Source organism: Nitrospira sp. ND1 (genome assembly GCF_900170025.1).
GTDB lineage: Bacteria > Nitrospirota > Nitrospiria > Nitrospirales > Nitrospiraceae > Nitrospira_A.
Genome location: NZ_FWEX01000005.1, coordinates 231,593 through 247,862, shown reverse-complemented (window position 1 = coordinate 247,862; position 16,270 = coordinate 231,593). Strand labels below are relative to the sequence as shown.

The 16,270-nt window shown below is 59.6% G+C and carries 12 protein-coding genes; 11 read left to right on the top strand and 1 reads right to left on the bottom strand.

The annotated features are described in order from the left end of the window. Nucleotides 1-3: 3 nt before the first annotated feature. The 8 genes from NSND_RS01260 to NSND_RS01225 all read left to right on the top strand — a co-directional run bounded on the left by NSND_RS01260 (nt 4) and on the right by NSND_RS01225 (nt 9,705). Entirely contained in the window at nt 4-939 is a 936-nt protein-coding gene (locus NSND_RS01260) for a universal stress protein (protein ID WP_080877242.1), read from the top strand. 28 nt (nt 940-967) lie between these two features. Continuing rightward, the gene (locus tag NSND_RS21125; RefSeq protein WP_159450566.1) at nt 968-1,192 is read left to right on the top strand and encodes a DUF2934 domain-containing protein; all 225 of its coding nucleotides are present in this window, start codon (nt 968-970) and stop codon (nt 1,190-1,192) included. After that, entirely contained in the window at nt 1,176-2,546 is a 1,371-nt protein-coding gene (locus NSND_RS01250; protein WP_080877240.1) for a hypothetical protein, read from the top strand. The genes NSND_RS21125 and NSND_RS01250 overlap by 17 nt, the downstream gene beginning before the upstream one ends. A 203-nt stretch (nt 2,547-2,749) precedes the next feature. Then, a complete protein-coding gene (locus tag NSND_RS01245) occupies nt 2,750-3,199 on the top strand; it encodes an NADH-quinone oxidoreductase subunit NuoE family protein (RefSeq protein ID WP_235000127.1) in 450 nt (149 codons plus the stop codon). Between the two features lies 1 nt (nt 3,200). Next, on the top strand, nt 3,201-4,697 hold the full coding sequence (locus tag NSND_RS01240) for an NADH-ubiquinone oxidoreductase-F iron-sulfur binding region domain-containing protein (RefSeq protein WP_080877238.1): 1,497 nt from the start codon (nt 3,201-3,203) through the stop codon (nt 4,695-4,697). Between the two features lie 87 nt (nt 4,698-4,784). Further along, nucleotides 4,785-7,508, top strand: coding sequence for a formate dehydrogenase subunit alpha (gene fdhF, locus NSND_RS01235; protein ID WP_080877237.1), 2,724 nt, complete (start codon nt 4,785-4,787; stop codon nt 7,506-7,508). Further along, nucleotides 7,505-8,347, top strand: a complete 843-nt coding sequence (locus NSND_RS01230) for a formate/nitrite transporter family protein (protein WP_080877236.1) — start codon at nt 7,505-7,507, stop codon at nt 8,345-8,347. The genes fdhF and NSND_RS01230 overlap by 4 nt, the downstream gene beginning before the upstream one ends. A 92-nt stretch (nt 8,348-8,439) precedes the next feature. Then, nucleotides 8,440-9,705, top strand: a complete 1,266-nt coding sequence (locus NSND_RS01225; RefSeq protein WP_080877235.1) for an AmpG family muropeptide MFS transporter — start codon at nt 8,440-8,442, stop codon at nt 9,703-9,705. A gap of 54 nt (nt 9,706-9,759) precedes the next feature. Here NSND_RS01225 and NSND_RS01220 read toward each other — a convergent pair whose 3' ends face one another. Beyond that, on the bottom strand, nt 9,760-10,050 hold the full coding sequence (locus NSND_RS01220) for a hypothetical protein (protein WP_080877234.1): 291 nt from the start codon (nt 10,048-10,050) through the stop codon (nt 9,760-9,762). 242 nt (nt 10,051-10,292) lie between these two features. On the opposite strand from NSND_RS01220, the gene NSND_RS01215 reads away from it, so the two are divergent. The 3 genes from NSND_RS01215 (at nt 10,293) to NSND_RS01205 (ending at nt 16,093) form a co-directional block, all read left to right on the top strand. Continuing rightward, nucleotides 10,293-10,664, top strand: coding sequence for a DUF4359 domain-containing protein (locus NSND_RS01215; RefSeq protein WP_080877233.1), 372 nt, complete (start codon nt 10,293-10,295; stop codon nt 10,662-10,664). A 318-nt stretch (nt 10,665-10,982) separates the two neighbouring features. Further along, nucleotides 10,983-14,525, top strand: coding sequence for a vitamin B12-dependent ribonucleotide reductase (locus NSND_RS01210; RefSeq protein ID WP_080877232.1), 3,543 nt, complete (start codon nt 10,983-10,985; stop codon nt 14,523-14,525). Nucleotides 14,526-15,067: 542 nt separating this feature from the next. After that, nucleotides 15,068-16,093 carry a hypothetical protein gene (locus NSND_RS01205; protein WP_080877231.1) on the top strand — a complete coding sequence of 342 codons (1,026 nt, stop codon included), beginning with the start codon at nt 15,068-15,070 and terminating at the stop codon, nt 16,091-16,093. Nucleotides 16,094-16,270: the final 177 nt, after the last annotated feature.

Genomic DNA, 16,270 nt, shown 5'->3' with positions numbered 1-16,270 from the left:
GTCATGACCCTGATCAAGCGAGTGCTCTTTGCGACGGATTTTTCGGCCTGTGCGGACCGGGCCATGGGTTATGCCTTAGCGATGGCGTCGGCCTGGAAGGCGGAGCTCTGTGTGATGACGGTCCTGGAGCTCTACCCGGGGATGGATCCGGACTATACCGTCAACAAGATGTACCTGGATCACTTGCGCGCCGAGGCCAGCCGTCAGCTGGCGGCAGTGGAGGCACGCGCCAAGGCGGCCGGACAGCCGGTGACGGTGCGCATTGAAACCGGCATTCCGAGCCAGGCGGTCCAGACGGTCGCCCACACTATCGGCGCGGACCTGCTGGTGGTCGGTACACATGGGCGCACCGGATTAGATCATGTTCTGATCGGCAGCACGGCGGAGCGGGTCGTCCGTATGGCGCCTTGTCCGGTCCTGGCGGTGAAGGCCGACAAGGGCAGTGAGGCTGTCCCCGCGATGGCGAATATCAAACGGATTGTGGTGCCCATCGATCTCTCGGCCTGTTCGCTCGATGCTTTGGAATATGCCGTCCAGTTTGCCAAACCGCTCGGAGCGTCGATCACCATTCTGCATGCCATGGAGCCGGTGGCGTATGGATTGGACTTCAGTCTGAGTCATGCCAAGGAGTGGAAGGAGCAGCGGGCCTATCTGGAGAAACGCCTCACCGTGCTGGTCGCCTGTGTGCAGGCGCAGGGTCTTCAAGTCGATCATGTCTTGAAACCGGGACTGCCCGCGGATTCGATCGCATCCTACGTCACCCAGCAAGGGTACGATTTGATGATCATGGGGACGCATGGGCGGCGTGGCATCTCCCACGTCCTCGTCGGCAGCATTGCCGGCGCGATGCTGCGCCACGCGCCCTGTCCTGTGCTCACGGTGCGTCAGTTCAATTTCGGCGCGGACTATCAACGTGTCGTGCCTCTCGGGGAAGCATAACCAGCAGGCTGTCGTAAAGGAGTCCCCCATGAAGCCCAAAGTGAAAAAGCCGTCCGCTCCGCAATCGAAGGTTCGAGCCGTCAGCTCGGCCGTGACGAATCCAATCGAGCTGCCGGAAGGCATGTGGGAACGAATCTCTCAGAAGGCCTTTGAGTTGTGGAGGGAGCGAGGGTGTCGGGAGGGACACGCGCTTCAGGATTGGCTGGATGCGGAAACGGCCGTCATGGAGGAGATTCATGAAGCTCGCGAATGAACGAGTCGTCGGGCGATCGGTGCCGGTGACGAAGGAGCTGGACATCATACTGATGCGGCTCGATCGGCTGTCGATGACGCCGGGTTTTGCCCAACAGCGCCGGATTGCCTTCACGCGCGCGTTGCAAGTGTACGTTGAATTGGGTAGCCAGGCCCCTCTGTCGCCGTTGCCGGAAGAAGTCGGGCTGGCCGATTTGTTGCTCTATGCAGACTTCTACCCGGAAGACGGCCAGCTGACCCTGATCGAGCAGCTGCGTGACGTCATCACTGAACATATTCCCGAGGAAGAGCGGGTCTGGCTGGATCCGCTCAAACATTCCTATATGGATCTCGTCGAATTGCTGCCACAGGAGATCGGGAAGGAACGGCGGAATCTACGGTCGATCGGAAACGGGCGCGTGTACGAGGTGCCGGCCGACAGCCTGGGATCGGACGCAGAAAGCGGACAGGTGTTGTTCACGAGGCTCGTTCGGGAGCCGGGTGATCCTGAAAGCCCGCTGGCTGTGCCGGCTGGGCCGGTCTTGATGTTGTCGGCGGAGGACGCCAAGGCACTCTACGAAACGACCGGTGAAGAGCGTCGCGAGATGGAGGTCGTCGGCGGCTCATTCGAGCTGGGCGACTGGCCGGAATTCGCCAAGCGGTTCGGGCATCTGCTGTTGCGGAATTTTGCGCGGATGCGCCTGGCGGCGCTGGTCGAGGCGGTGAGCGAAATTCGTTATCGGACGACTGCCGGCGCCTCTTATTTCTATGTCATGGCATTGTATGAACACCACGAGTTCACGTTTATCGCGGGAGGTATGGCTGAGCTGGAGGGATGGAAAGAGGAGGCTCCGGTTCGTTCTGCCGGTACGACGGCTTCCGGAAAGCTCCGGCGCTTCGTGCAGGGGAAGAATGAGGCAGCGGCGGGAGCAAGCCTGACAGCCAGAGTGACCGTGACGGCCACAGGACTGTTTCTCGAATGTGACTCGCGGGAGCGGCTCGATACGGTCAAACATAGTTTGGCGGCCGCCTTCGGGTTTTCGCTGCACTTCCGAGGTGAAGCGGTTCAACCGCCGATGCGCCAGGTGACGCAGGCGGAGTTGTCCGCCGCAGAGCCGTTGACGGTGGTGGTCACGGATGAAGAAGATCGCACGTTGATGAATGCCTTCCTGGAAACCGTCTACCTCGAGTGGGCCGACCGTGAGTCTCCCGCAGTCGGCGGTGAGACCCCTCGGCATGTGATGACGACCCAGTCCGGGCGTAGTCAGGTGGCGGCGCTGATCGATGAGATGGAACGGAACGATTTCGGCCGCCTTCGGAGTGGTGTCACGGCCTTCGATTACAACAAACTCCGCGCTCACGTGGGGCTTTGTTGACGTCGATTCGTGAAGCGTATCTCAGCAGGCATCCGAGCGCATAGCTGATGGCAGGAAAGAAGAGCGTATGGCTAATGGATGAAGGCAGAACGCCGCGGGTTGCCGTCGGTCCCAACTATACGCCATAAGCAATACGCTATTTGCTCCCGTTCCGCATTGAGATACGAGCGACGAGATACGAAATGCGTGGACCGAGCGCACCTATGCATGAGCAGGTGAAGACCATTCTCGCGAAGGTTCGGAGTGAGCCGCCCAATATTCTCAAGGCCCTGCTGGCTTTGCAGGAGCGACTCGGGCATGTACCGACAGAAGCGGTTCCAGACATCGCTCATGCGTTGGGCGCCACCACCGCGCAAGTCGCCGGCGTGCTTTCCTATTATCCCGATTTACGCCTGACGCATCCGGGCCGGCACCTGATCCGTGTCTGCATGGGAGAATCGTGCTACGCCAACGGCTGCGGACGGCTGCTGCGGGAATTGCAGGATCGCCTTCGTGTGGACGTGGGCGAGACTGCCGCGGGCGGAAAGTTTACCCTCGATACCATGTCTTGTGCCGGGAACTGTGCGGTCTCTCCCACGGTGATGATCGACCGTGACCTCTATGGCCGCCTGCTGCCCTCGCAGCTCGATACGTTGCTGGAGCGGTACAAGTAGCATGCGTACGGTCACCAGACTCTACCTGTCCAACGATACGTCGGCACGGGCCGCGGGGGCCGGTGTGCTGGCCGACGCCTGGTCGGAACATCCCGAGGTCCAACTCATTCGCATCTCCTCGCGCGGCGCGTTCTATCTTGAACCGATGGTGGAGCGCGATAGCCCCGCCGGCCGCGTCGCCTGGTTCAATGTCACAGCCCAGGATTTACCGCTCATTCTATCCGGCACAGATGGCACTCCGGTGCGATCCATTCCCTTTCTTGCTCAGCAAACCAGGTTCACGTTTGCCGACTTCGGCGAGACGGAGCCGTTGGCGCTCGATGAATATCAGGCGCGCGGCGGTCTGTCCGGCCTGGAGACGGCCTTACGGATCGGCCCGGATGCGATCATCGAAGAACTGCAGGTGTCGCAGTTGCGTGGCCGTGGCGGCGCGGCATTCCCGGTCTGGAACAAGTGGAAGGTGGCGCAACAGGCGCGGGCCGACCAAAAGTACGTGGTCGCCAACGCCGACGAAGGCGACGCGGGAACCTACTGCGACCGGATGATTCTGGAAGGCGATCCGTTCCGGTTGCTGGAAGGGATGTTGATCTGCGCGAGAGCCATCGGGGCCGGCCGCGGATACGTGTACTGCCGGCAGGAGTATCCGGCGGCTGCGAAGACGTTGCGGGCAGCCATTCAGAAGGCGGATGAAGCGGAGTTGTTGGAGTTGGACGGCGAACCGTTTTCAATCGAAGTGGTGGAAGGTGCCGGTTCGTATGTCTGTGGAGAGGAAACGGCGCTCCTGGAGTCGCTGGAAGGGAAGAGGGGCGTGGTACGGGCGAGACCTCCCTATCCGGCACAGTCCGGCCTGTATGGACGACCGACGATCGTCAGCAACGTGCTGACCTTTGCGACCATCCCGAACATTCTTTCGCGCGGCGGCGCCTGGCATGCGGCGCTCGGCACGGAGCAGTCGCGCGGCACCATGGCATTACAGCTCGGCGGGAGGGTGAAACATCCCGGGTTGGTCGAGGTGCCGTTCGGATTGAGTCTGCATCAGGTTCTGGAGCAATTCGGCGGAGGCATGGCGCCCGGATCGCGCTTCAAGGCCGTGCAGGTCGGGGGACCGCTCGGAAGTCTCTTTCCGGCCTCCCAGATGGACATTCCGATTTGTTACGACGCATTCGCGAAGGCCGGTGCGGTGTTAGGACACGGAGGCATCGTCGTCTACGACCACGAGACCGATATGGTGGATTTGGCGCGGCATTTTATGGCGTTTACCGCCGACGAATCCTGCGGGAAATGTACGCCCTGCCGCATTGGATCGGTGCGGGGTCGTGAAATTCTCGAACGGATTCAGGCCGGGAGCGGCACCATCGAGGACTTGGCGCTGTTGCACGATTTGGGTGACACGATGAAGGTCGCCAGTCTCTGCGCCCTCGGCGGGCGCGCGCCCTATCCGGTGCTGACGGCGATCGAACATTTCTCCGCCGAGTTCCGGAGCAAGTTGAGGACGTGAGGCGTTGTTCGTGAAATGTGAAACGTCTCTCGTGAAGCGCTGTTCACGAGCTACGAGAGACGAACGACGAGATACGGAGCCACCCGCGTGAAGCTGGAAATTAATGGGCGTCTGGTGCTGGCGTCGCCGGGCGACACGATTTACAGCGCGGCAAAAAAAGCCGGGATTGTCATTCCTGGACTCTGCTCGTCGGACCATTTGGCGCCGTTCGGCTCCTGCCGGCTCTGTCTCTGCGAGATTGAGGGCCAGAGTGGCTTGCCTGCCTCCTGCACGACTCCGGTCCGCGAGGGCATGGTGGTCCACGCGGAGAGCGAGCGGCTGAATCGGCTCCGACGGAACATCCTCGAACTCTATATGTCCGAACAACCGGCGGGGGATCGGGCTCCGGAATCCCTGCAATGGTTGGCCAAGTCGCTCGGGCTCCGACAGGTGCGGTATCCGCAGCCCTCCCACCGGCTGGATGTCGTCGATCGATCCAATCCCTTTTTCACCTTGGACAATGCAGCCTGTATTTCCTGCGCCCGCTGTGTGCGCGCCTGTGACGAAATTCAAGGGACCCATGCGTTGACGATGCTCCATCGCGGCTTTGCGAGCCGGCCGGTCGCGGGGGCAGCGTCGTTAACCGGGGAGGCGGCCGGGTTTGCTTCCTCGAACTGCGTCTCCTGCGGTGCCTGCGTGAAAGAATGTCCCACCGGGGCCCTGATGGAAAAAACCGTCGCTGAGCAGGGGACGCCCGAACGGACCGTGCGTACCACTTGCGCCTATTGCGGTGTCGGCTGTGCCTTCGACGCCGGAGTGCACGATGGCAACGTCGTGAGCATGGTGCCTGCCGATGACGGCCCGTCCAATCAGGGTCACGCCTGCATGAAGGGGCGATTCGGTTGGACGTACAACTATGCGCCGGACCGATTGCGCGTACCGTTGCTCCGGCAGGGCGATAAGTGGGTGGAGATCTCCTGGCCCGACGCGTTGGACCGGATCGCACACGAGTGGGTACGTCTGAAAGACATCTACGGGCCTGATGCGCTGGCGACGATTTCATCGAGCCGCGGCACGAATGAAGAAAATTATCTGTTCGGGAAATTCATGCGCTGCGTGGTCGGCAGCAACCATATCGACAACTGCGCGCGGGTCTGCCACAGCGCCACCGTGACCGGCATGATGGACACGATCGGCGCGTCGGCGGCGACCAATTCCATTCAGGAACTGGATCTGGCGAAGTTGATCCTGGTGGTCGGGGCCAATCCCACGGAATCGCATCCGGTGGTCGGCGCGCGTATCAAACAGGCCGTACGGCGGGGTGCCGCGCTGATCGTGATCGACCCACGGCGCACCGAGCTAGCCCGCCTCGCGGATCTCCACCTGCAAATGCATCCCGGCACGAACGTGGCGCTCTTGAACGGACTCGGGCACGTCCTCGTAAAGGAAGGCCTGATCGATCGGGGTTTTGTGCGCGACCGTACGCAGGGCTTTGAAGAGTGGGTGAAGGTGGTGGAGTCCTGCACGCCGGAGACCACGTCGAAGGTGACCGGTGTTCCGGCTCATCTGATTGCCGAAGCGGCGCGCCGGTATGCCACAAGCGGCGGCTCGATGGCGGTGCATGGCCTGGGCATGACCGAACATCGCTGGGGGAGCCATGGGGTGATGGCGCTGGTGAATCTGGCATTGGCCACCGGCAACATCGGCAAGCCGGGCACCGGCATCAACCCGTTACGCGGCCAGAATAATGTGCAGGGCGCGTGCGATGTCGGATCGCTGCCGACTTATTTTGCCGGCTATCAACCGTTCGACAATCCCGAACTGGTGGCTGCGCATCTGGCGATAACGGGGCGGCCCTTGCCGACGACGCGTGGGATGAAGACGCCGGATATGTGGGATGCGGCGTTAGCCGGCACACTGAAGAGCCTTTGGATTATCGGATATGACGTGGCCCAGACGGACCCGAACCTCAAGAAGGTGCATGCGGCGCTCAAGAATCTGGAGTTCCTCATCGTGCAGGATCTGTTTCTCAGTGAGACGGCGAAGCTGGCGCATCTGGTGATCCCGGGTGCCTCCTTCCTGGAGAAAGACGGGACGTTCACCAATCTGGAGCGGCGTATTCAGCGCATCAGAAAAGTGGTCGAACCACCGGACGGCATCCTGCCCGATTGGCAGGTGGTCTGTGAAGTCTCCGCGCGGATGGGTTATCCCATGTGGTACGGACACCCCTCTGCCATCATGGATGAGATTGCGCAGCTGGCGCCGATGTTTGCCGGCGTGTCGTATGATCGATTGGAGGCGCCGGAGGGGTTGCAGTGGCCGGTGCCGTCGAAGGAGCATCCCGGCACCTCATTGATGCACGAGCGATCGTTTCCAAAAGGGAAGGCGCAGTTTGTGGCGGTCGATTATCTGCCGCCAGGGGAGTCGCCGACGGAGACCTATCCGCTGGTACTCATCACGGGGCGTATTCTGCAGCACTATAATTGCGGTGCCCAGACCAGACGGACGGGGATCATGCAGGTGGTCGATACCGATGTGTTGGAAATACATGCCTCCGATGCAGCCCGGTTGGATCTGCGCGAGGGCGAGATCGTCCGGTTGGTGAGCGCGCGCGGCGAAGCCAGGCTGCCCGTCATGGTCAGCGGTCGGGTACAACCGGGGGAACTGTTCACGAGTTTTCACTTTCCCGACACGGATCTGAACGTGTTGCTCTCCTCCAGCGCCGATGAGAGTTCGAAATGCCCGGAGTATAAAGTCTCGACGGTGCGAATCGAGAAGATACTGCCGGCGGGGACGCCCTCCACACCCATGCGTGTGATGTTGATCACATGACCGTAGAACCCACTCCTGCCGCCACCAATCCTGTTGCCGACGCCTATCCGCCACCGGAGATTGCGGCACGAGTCTGCAAGGTGGGGCTCGCCAAGGTCACCACCCCTGTGCCGACCATGATCGCGTTAGCCGTGCTGGCAGGCGCGTTTATTTCGTTGGGTGCGCTGTTCTACACGGTGACGATCACGACCGGGAAAAGCGGTCCGGCGCTGCCGTTCGGATTGTTGCGCGTGGCGGGAGGCGTGACATTCAGTCTGGGCCTCGTGCTGGTGGTCGTGGGAGGCGCGGAACTCTTCACCGGGAATAATCTGATCGCCATGGCCTGGGCCGTCGGTTGTGTGCAGACGCGGCAGGTGGTGAGGAATTGGGTATGGGTGTATCTGGGGAACCTGCTCGGCGCCGGCGGGACGGCGGTGCTGGTCCTGCTCGCGGGCGTGCAGACATTGGCAGACGGGGCCGTCGGGGAAACCATGGTTCAGATCGCGCGCAGCAAAATCGCGCTGGATCCGGTTTCGGCCTTTGCCCGCGGGATCCTGTGCAACGTGCTGGTCTGTCTCGCGGTTTGGTTATGCATGGGAGCGCGGAGCGTGGCGGATAAAATCCTCGCCATTGTGTTCCCGATCACGGCCTTTGTGGCCTGTGGCTTTGAACATTCCGTGGCCAACATGTTTTTTCTGCCGCTGGGCATCGCGCTGGCCGCCGGCGGATCGGCGCCGCTGTCCGTGATGGGGGCTGTGAGCAATCTGGTGTTGGTGACCCTCGGCAATATCATCGGCGGGACGGTGCTGGTCGCGCTGGTCTATTGGTTCGTCTATCTCCGCACAGAGCCGGTCTCGTAACGGACTTCACTTAAAAAACTCGATTCTGATGCGCAGGGGAGGCGTGGCGGTGGTATGCTGCACCTCGTGATCTCCCGGTCTCCTTCAATCTCATGAACAGAGCGACCCTGCGCGCCGTTCTCACTCCACGTCTCGGCATCATGCTGCCCCTGGGGTTTGCCTCCGGGTTGCCTCTGGCCCTCACCGGTGGGACGCTTCAAGCCTGGCTGACCGAAGCGGGTCTGGACCTGACCACGATCGGCCTGTTCGCCTACGTCGGCCTTCCCTATACGTTGAAATTTCTCTGGGCCCCGGTGATGGACCGCATCGTGCCGCCCTGGCTCGGGCACCGCCGCGGTTGGATGATCGTCACGCAGACGGGTCTTGCACTGGCACTGACGCTAATGGCCTTCATCGGTCCAGGCTCGGGCGCCCAGATCTTTGCCGCATTGGCATTGGGTGTCGCCTTTCTCTCTGCTTCGCAAGATATCGTGTTTGACGCCTATCGCACTGACTTGTTGAAACCGGATGAGCGGGGGCTGGGCGCGGCCACCTGGGTGATGGGGTATCGCATCGCGATGATGGCGTCCGGTTCGCTGGCCTTGATCGTTGCGGCGCGCCTGGGATGGTCCTCGGCCTATCTCTGCATGGCCGGGTTGATGGCGCTCGGAATTGTCACGATCTTAATGATCCCGGAACCGGAGGCGGCGAGGGCGGCCCCGCAGTCGATGTCGGAGGCGGTCTGGGGACCTTTGTCCGAATTTTTGTCTCGCCCTATGGCGCTGGCGCTGCTGGGATTGATCGTCCTCTACAAACTGGGCGACGCCTTCGCCGGCGCATTGACGACCTCGTTCCTGCTGCGCGGGATGGCATTTTCGTCGGAAGACATCGGCCTGGTCCGGGCCTTCGGCATCGGGGCGACGATTCTGGGCGCGTTCATCGGCGGCGGCATGATGCCGCAGTTAGGCCTCTTTCGTTCGCTGATGGTCTTCGGGGTGTTACAGGCGCTGTCGAACCTGTCGTTCTTATGGCTGGCCTGGGTGGGGAAGAGTTACGCCGTTATGGCGTTCGCAGTCGGATTCGAAAATCTCACCGGCGGCATGGGCACGGCGGCTTTCGTGGCGCTGGTTATGTCGCTCTGCAATCATCGCTACACAGCAACTCAGTTTGCCCTGCTCTCTTCCGTTGAAGCTCTCGGACGGGTTTTTCTCGGCTGGCCCGCTGCGAAGCTGGTAGGGCTCGCCGGGTGGGGACCCTTCTTCTTCGTGACCTTCCTCGCCGCGCTGCCCGGCCTTTGGCTGCTGTGGGTGCTCCGCAAGCCGGTGACGCAGCATGCGGAGCTTAATGCAGGGAGAGAGGGAGCTGAGGTTCCCTGCTGACAGCTGGATCCTGCGATCAGTATGGGCCTGGGCAGGTCATTAAGTTGCTCCCTCCTACTTCACCTTCCTCTGTAAAAACAAAATGAACAGCATCAGGGTCGGGAGCGGCGCCAGCGCGAACGGCAGCAGCCAGAGCAGCACGTTCTTCCCTCGCACGCGGGCTTGATCGAACATCCAGATAAAGATCCACACGAGCAGGCCGATGTAATTCACGGCCATCCAGCGCGTGGTGTGAATCTTCAATCCGCTGGCCGATTCCGGCTCTCCCTGAATGAGGAAGACTCCGATAAGGAGGACGAACCCTGCCAGGAGGGCTGTCACCAGGCGTTTACTCCACACGAACATAGGCGCTCCTTCCGTTACCGTCGAACCAGTGTGATCGAATCAGCCGGCCCGGATCATTCATGAATGCCGCCGCGAGGCGTTGAGACCGAAGCCTGCCGGGGCTGCTCTCAAGTCCGGGTGAGGGTTCCATTCCTCAGAAATCGGGCGTAAGCTAAACGGACGGGGTCCAATCTGTCAAACCGCCAGATTGTGGTCTCGACGGACATGAAGCCTGTGCGTACTGCCTTCGACGAAGGGAGACGATGAGTAATGTGACGTTGGCCGGGTTGGTGGGGAGTCTGCTGGTTGCCGTGGGATTGGCGGCGACCAATCCCACGATGGATGCCTATGTGCATTTTGTCGAAGCCCGCCTGTTGGCCGAAATCGAAAAGATGGACCAGTCCGGGCCGCGCCACGATCGCGACGTCATTAAAGCCGTCTTTCGCGCGCAGGGCCCCAAACTGGTGGAGGGCGTCGTTCGGCCGAACACCACGAGAAACAACTGGGGCCTGCTCAGTGTGTTCGAGACCAACGTATTGGATCAACCGGTATTGGTGCTGGGTGTGGCCGGTCAATTTGTACCCTTGCGGGGGGTCGAGGAGGCGACGTTAAAGGTCGGTCGGCTGGCTTTTTAGCCTGTGCCAGAAATTTTCTCGCCTCCCTGTGAAAAACCTCCTTCCACAGCCTCAGGATCGCTGTGGATAACTCTGTGAAAAATGAATAAAACCAGCATCAAATCTGGCGTCGGCGCTATCACCAGCTTATCCCCATTAATCACAGGTGTGCCACAACATTTTGTTTGACAAAAAAATGTGATCACTATATCTAGTAGGTAACGCGGTTATGGATGAGATTGACTCCGTTGAGAAACCGTCTTTTTCAATCACACCCCGACACATCATCGCCGACCGTTCTCTGCACCGAACGTCTCGCATCTGCCGAAGGAGGAACCAGTGAGGATTGAACGAAGATTCACCAAGCGTGGGCAGAGCCCCTATGAGGGTCTTGCGTTCGTAAAACGTTCCTCGGAGATCCGCAATCCCGACGGATCGACCGTGTTTAAATTGGACCATATCGACATCCCGGAGCATTGGACGCAACTGGCAATCGATATTCTGGCGCAAAAATATTTCCGGAAGGCCGGAGTCCCGCAAGTCCATGAGGACGGCACGCCGGTGGTGGACGCCGCAGGCAAGCCCGTGCTCGGCGGGGAGCGCGACTCCCGCCAGGTGTTCAACCGGCTGGCCGGTTGCTGGACTTTCTGGGGCAAGAACCACGGCTACTTCAAGACGCCGGAAGATGCGACCGCGTTCTACGACGAGATGTGCTACATGCTGGCCTTTCAAATGGCCGCTCCCAACAGCCCGCAGTGGTTTAATACCGGGTTGCACTATGCCTACGGGCTTTCGGGACCGGCGCAGGGCCACTTCTATGTCGATCCGAAGTCCGGCGAGGTCGTCCGGGCGACGAATGCCTTCGAGCATCCGCAGCCGCACGCCTGCTTTATCCAATCGATTGAAGACGATCTGGTGAACGAGAACGGCATCATGGACCTCTGGGTCCGTGAGGCGCGGCTCTTCAAATACGGGTCCGGCACCGGCACCAACTTCTCGCGGTTGCGCGGAGACGGTGAATCCTTGTCGGGCGGCGGCCGCTCGTCCGGCCTCATGTCGTTCCTGAAGATCGGCGATCGTGCGGCCGGGGCGATCAAGTCCGGCGGGACGACCAGGCGCGCAGCCAAGATGGTCTGTCTGGACCTCGACCACCCGGATATCGAAGAGTTCATCGATTGGAAAGTCGTCGAAGAGCAGAAGGTGGCCGCTATGGTCACCGGCTCCAAGATTTGCGCGCAACGGCTCAATGCTGTGCTCAAGGCCTGCCTGCTGGTGGATGCGCAGGGATTGGGCCAAATCGAACTGGACATGAAGAAGAACCAGGTACTGCGTGATGCCGTGACGGCGGCCCGGCGCGATATGGTGCCGGAGGCCTATATCCATCGCATGTTCGACTACGCGAAGCAGGGCTACACGCATTTTGTTTTTCACGAGTACGACACCAACTGGGACGGCAAGGCCTACCAGACGGTCTCGGGGCAAAACTCCAACAACAGCGTGCGAATCCCGAACGGGTTCTTCGACGCATTGGAGCGGGATGGCGACTGGGAATTGCGCCGCCGGATCGACGGCAAGATCAGCAAGACGGTCAAGGCCCGGGACCTCTGGGACAAGATCGCCTGGGCGGCCTGGATCTGCGCCGATCCCGGGACCCAATACGATACGACGATCAATGAGTGGCACACCTGCCCTGAAGACGGGCGGATCAACGCCTCCAACCCCTGTTCCGAATACATGTTTCTGGACGACACGGCGTGCAACCTGGCCTCGTTGAACCTGTCCAAGTTTTTTAATGTGGAAGGGGAGTTCGACCTGGATTCGTTCCGCCATGCGGTGCGTTTGTGGACCGTGGCGCTGGAAATCAGCGTATTGATGGCCTCGTTCCCCAGTCGCGCGATCGCGCAGAAGAGTTATGAGTACCGGACGCTTGGATTGGGGTATGCCAACCTCGGCACCATCCTTATGAAGCAGAGCATTCCCTACGATTCACCGAAAGCGACGGCGATCTGCGGCGCCATCACGGCGATCATGACCGGCGAGTCGTACGCGACCTCGGCGGAAATGGCGGCGGAGATCGGCCCGTTCCCGAGCTATAACAAGAACCGTGAATCGATGTTGCGCGTCATCCGGAACCACCGGCGGGCGGCGTACAGCGCGGCGCATGAAGAGTATGAAGGCCTCACGATTCTGCCGACCTCGATTCAGCCGGAGCATTGTCCGCCGGCCATGTTGCTGGCGGCGCGACGCGCCTGGGATCGCGCCTTGGAATTGGGCGCGGCCTATGGATTCCGCAACGCGCAGGTGACCGTCATCGCTCCGACCGGCACGATCGGACTGGTCATGGATTGCGACACGACCGGCATCGAACCGGATTTCGCATTGGTCAAGTTCAAGAAACTGGCGGGTGGCGGGTACTTCAAGATCATCAACCAGAGTCTGCCGCCGGCCTTGCAGGCGCTCGGGTACACCGATGCCCAGATCAGGGACATCGGGGCCTATTGCGCGGGACATCAAACCTTGAAAGGCGCACCCTTCATCAATCACGAAGTGCTGCGTCAAAAGGGCTTCGACGATGCGGCGCTGGATCGGCTGGAAGGGTCGTTGGCGCAGGCGTTCGAAATCCAGTTCGTTTTTAATAAGTACACGTTGGGAGAAGACTTCTGCCGGCAGAAACTGGGCATCAGCGATGCGCAGCTGGCGGACCCGACCTTCAACATGCTCAAGCACCTGGGCTTTACCCAGGAAGATGTGGCGGCCGCGAACGATTATTGCTGCGGCACCATGACGGTCGAGGGCGCGCCCCACCTCAAGCTCGAGCACCTGCCGATCTTCGATTGCGCCAATCGTTGCGGACGGATCGGTCAGCGATATATCGCCGTCGATGCGCATATCCGCATGATGGCGGCGGCGCAACCGTTCATCAGCGGCGCGATCAGCAAGACCATCAACATGCCGGCCGATGCCACGTTGGAAGATGTGAAGGCGGCGTATCTGTTCGCGTGGAAGAGCATGGTCAAGGCCGTGGCGCTGTATCGTGACGGGTCGAAGCTGAGCCAACCGCTGAACGCCTCGTCCGACAGCGGCAAGGGCGCGGAGGCGTCGCCCAGCGTCATGACCGTGGCTGAGAAAGTGGCCGAGCGCGTGCTGGTTCGCTACCTCCATAAACGTCGGTCGCTCCCCGCGCGACGCAGCGGGTACACGCAGAAGGCCATCATCGGCGGCCACAAACTCTATCTTCGCACCGGCGAATATGAGGACGGGACGCTCGGCGAAATCTTCCTCGATATGCACAAGGAAGGCGCCGCCTTCCGTAGTTTGATGAATAACTTCGCCATCGCCATTTCTCTTGGCCTGCAGCACGGCGTGCCGCTGGAAGAGTTCGTCGAAGCGTTCGTGTTCACCCGCTTCGAGCCGAACGGGCCGGTGAAACTGAACGATCGCATCAAGATGGCGACGTCGATCATCGACTACATCTTCCGCGAACTCGCGATCACGTATCTTGAGCGGACCGATCTGTCGCAGGTGCGTGAAGAGGACCTGCGCATGGATTCGATGAAGAAGGATGAGCAGGATCCGGAATGCGTGGATGAAGAAGCGGACATGACCGCGCTCGCCAAGTCGTCGATCCTCACCGAACATCTGCCCGTGCGACGCAACGGCATGAACGGCGGCAACGGCCATAGCCACCGACCGGGAACCGGCAGCGTCGCGCACAAGGTGGAACTCAAACGCGAGACCGTCACCGTCACTTCGGTGCGGCAGGAAGCCAAAGAAAAAGGCTACGAAGGCGACCCCTGCCAGAATTGCAAACAGTTCACGCTGGTGCGGAACGGAACCTGCCTCAAGTGCATGAGCTGCGGAGAAACGAGCGGTTGCTCATAGAAGAAAAGGAGATAGATCGTGGGAACTAGAGAAAGCGTTTTCATTTGTTTTCACTGTCGTCGTCCGATTCTCCGCTGGGACAACCTACGTGCGAAGCCAGTGGGCTTTAGCCCGAATGTGAAACGTGAAGCTGGCAATTGGATTGTTCCGTGTAGGCATTGTGGCGAGGTTAATGTCCGAGGCGAATTTAACCCGTTAAGTTTAACTTGATGCAATGTAGGCCTGCTAATCAGCTCGGTATCAGAGGACGACAAAAGAATCTTGGCGAGTGAAATAGCGCGCTGTCTGTAGAAATCGGGAAGGGGATGCAGCTGAGGCTGCATCCCCTTCGCCGTTTCTGGCCGTCTATGAGATGCGCGAGGATTGGTGTAGTGCTTGCCGAGAATGGGGAACGAGTAGAACTTGTCAGAATGACCTGAACATCGCCAAGTAGCCTAGACGATGAAGGACTGTCCGAGTGGGTTGAGAGCGACATCATACATGGCTGATTACGAGTATTGAGCAAACGGATCACTGTAGTGAACCAGTAAGAGGTGATATCAATGGTTGACCTACCTACCTCGTTTGATCCACCGGCGTATGATGAAAGCCATCTTATATTTAATGAAATCGAAGGAGATGGATTGGTTACGGTGTCATGGCCTCTGATCGGGATCGAACTCCTGGTCACTAAGCGCGAATATCCACCGCACGACGAAGCAATGCGTCATACCCCGGGGCTCTATTTTCATGGGCACTCCGGCTACTCAATCCAGGAATTCCATGAATTCTTTCTCCAAGGTTTGCCAGAATACTGCTCATTCCGGCTTGGAACTGTGGCAGTGTCCATGGGCGAAATCACTCCGCTTGGGATATTCTTGTTCGACCGTTACTATGATGACGATGTGCATGGTGAGTGGCAAGATCTTGCAAGCGTCCGGCTAATAGGAGTGACGTCCGAGTATGCCGAAGCGTATTTCCTGAATGCGATGAGGCTGTATAGTAGCCGGTACAGAATCGAGCCATCAGTTATGCGTATCGAACCTATTGAGTATTGGGATTCCGACAAAAATAAGAAGCCGCCAACCAGTCAATCTGCCGTACCGATTGATCTAGAGCCCTTACGATTTGAATACCATGCAAGTCGCGAATCCGATGATTCGGCTGCCTGTGTGCAGTACTATCGAATCCTTGAGTTTTACGCCTTCTTCGATCTTGAGACTAATATCTCCAATCTTCGTCACGACCGAAAACTAACCGACCGGGACTTCTTGGTGAAGGTAGCGAACACGATAGCTCGAGATGAGCGAACACCAATCATACGCCTAGTTGGCAAACTTGCGCGTACCTCGCTCCTACGTCGTGCGGCTAAGGCAGGTCTCATTGCTGAGCCAAAGGGAGAGCTCCTTGGCTCAGCAATCTATGATTTTCGGAATGCCGTCGTTCACGCGAAATATGATCAGAGAGGCGCAATCGTAGCGCAACCAGTTCTTGATCAACCATCACTAACACAACAGTGGAGGGACATTCTTCGAGAACTCGCCACGGATGCAGTTGAAAGGTTCGGCAGAAAGCATCATACATCCTAGCGCAGTAACCTTCTGCTCATTGGTAACTGCGATCGCCCTCCGATCTTGGGGACGGAGAATCCTCATGCCAAAGTCCATTCTACCGTTTCGTCGATAATGTCTTTCCCGGCCTCCTTTCGGACTGTGCCACCTCTGACTGTTCCGTTGCTGCCTTCTGCTACAGTCTACGGCGCCCAA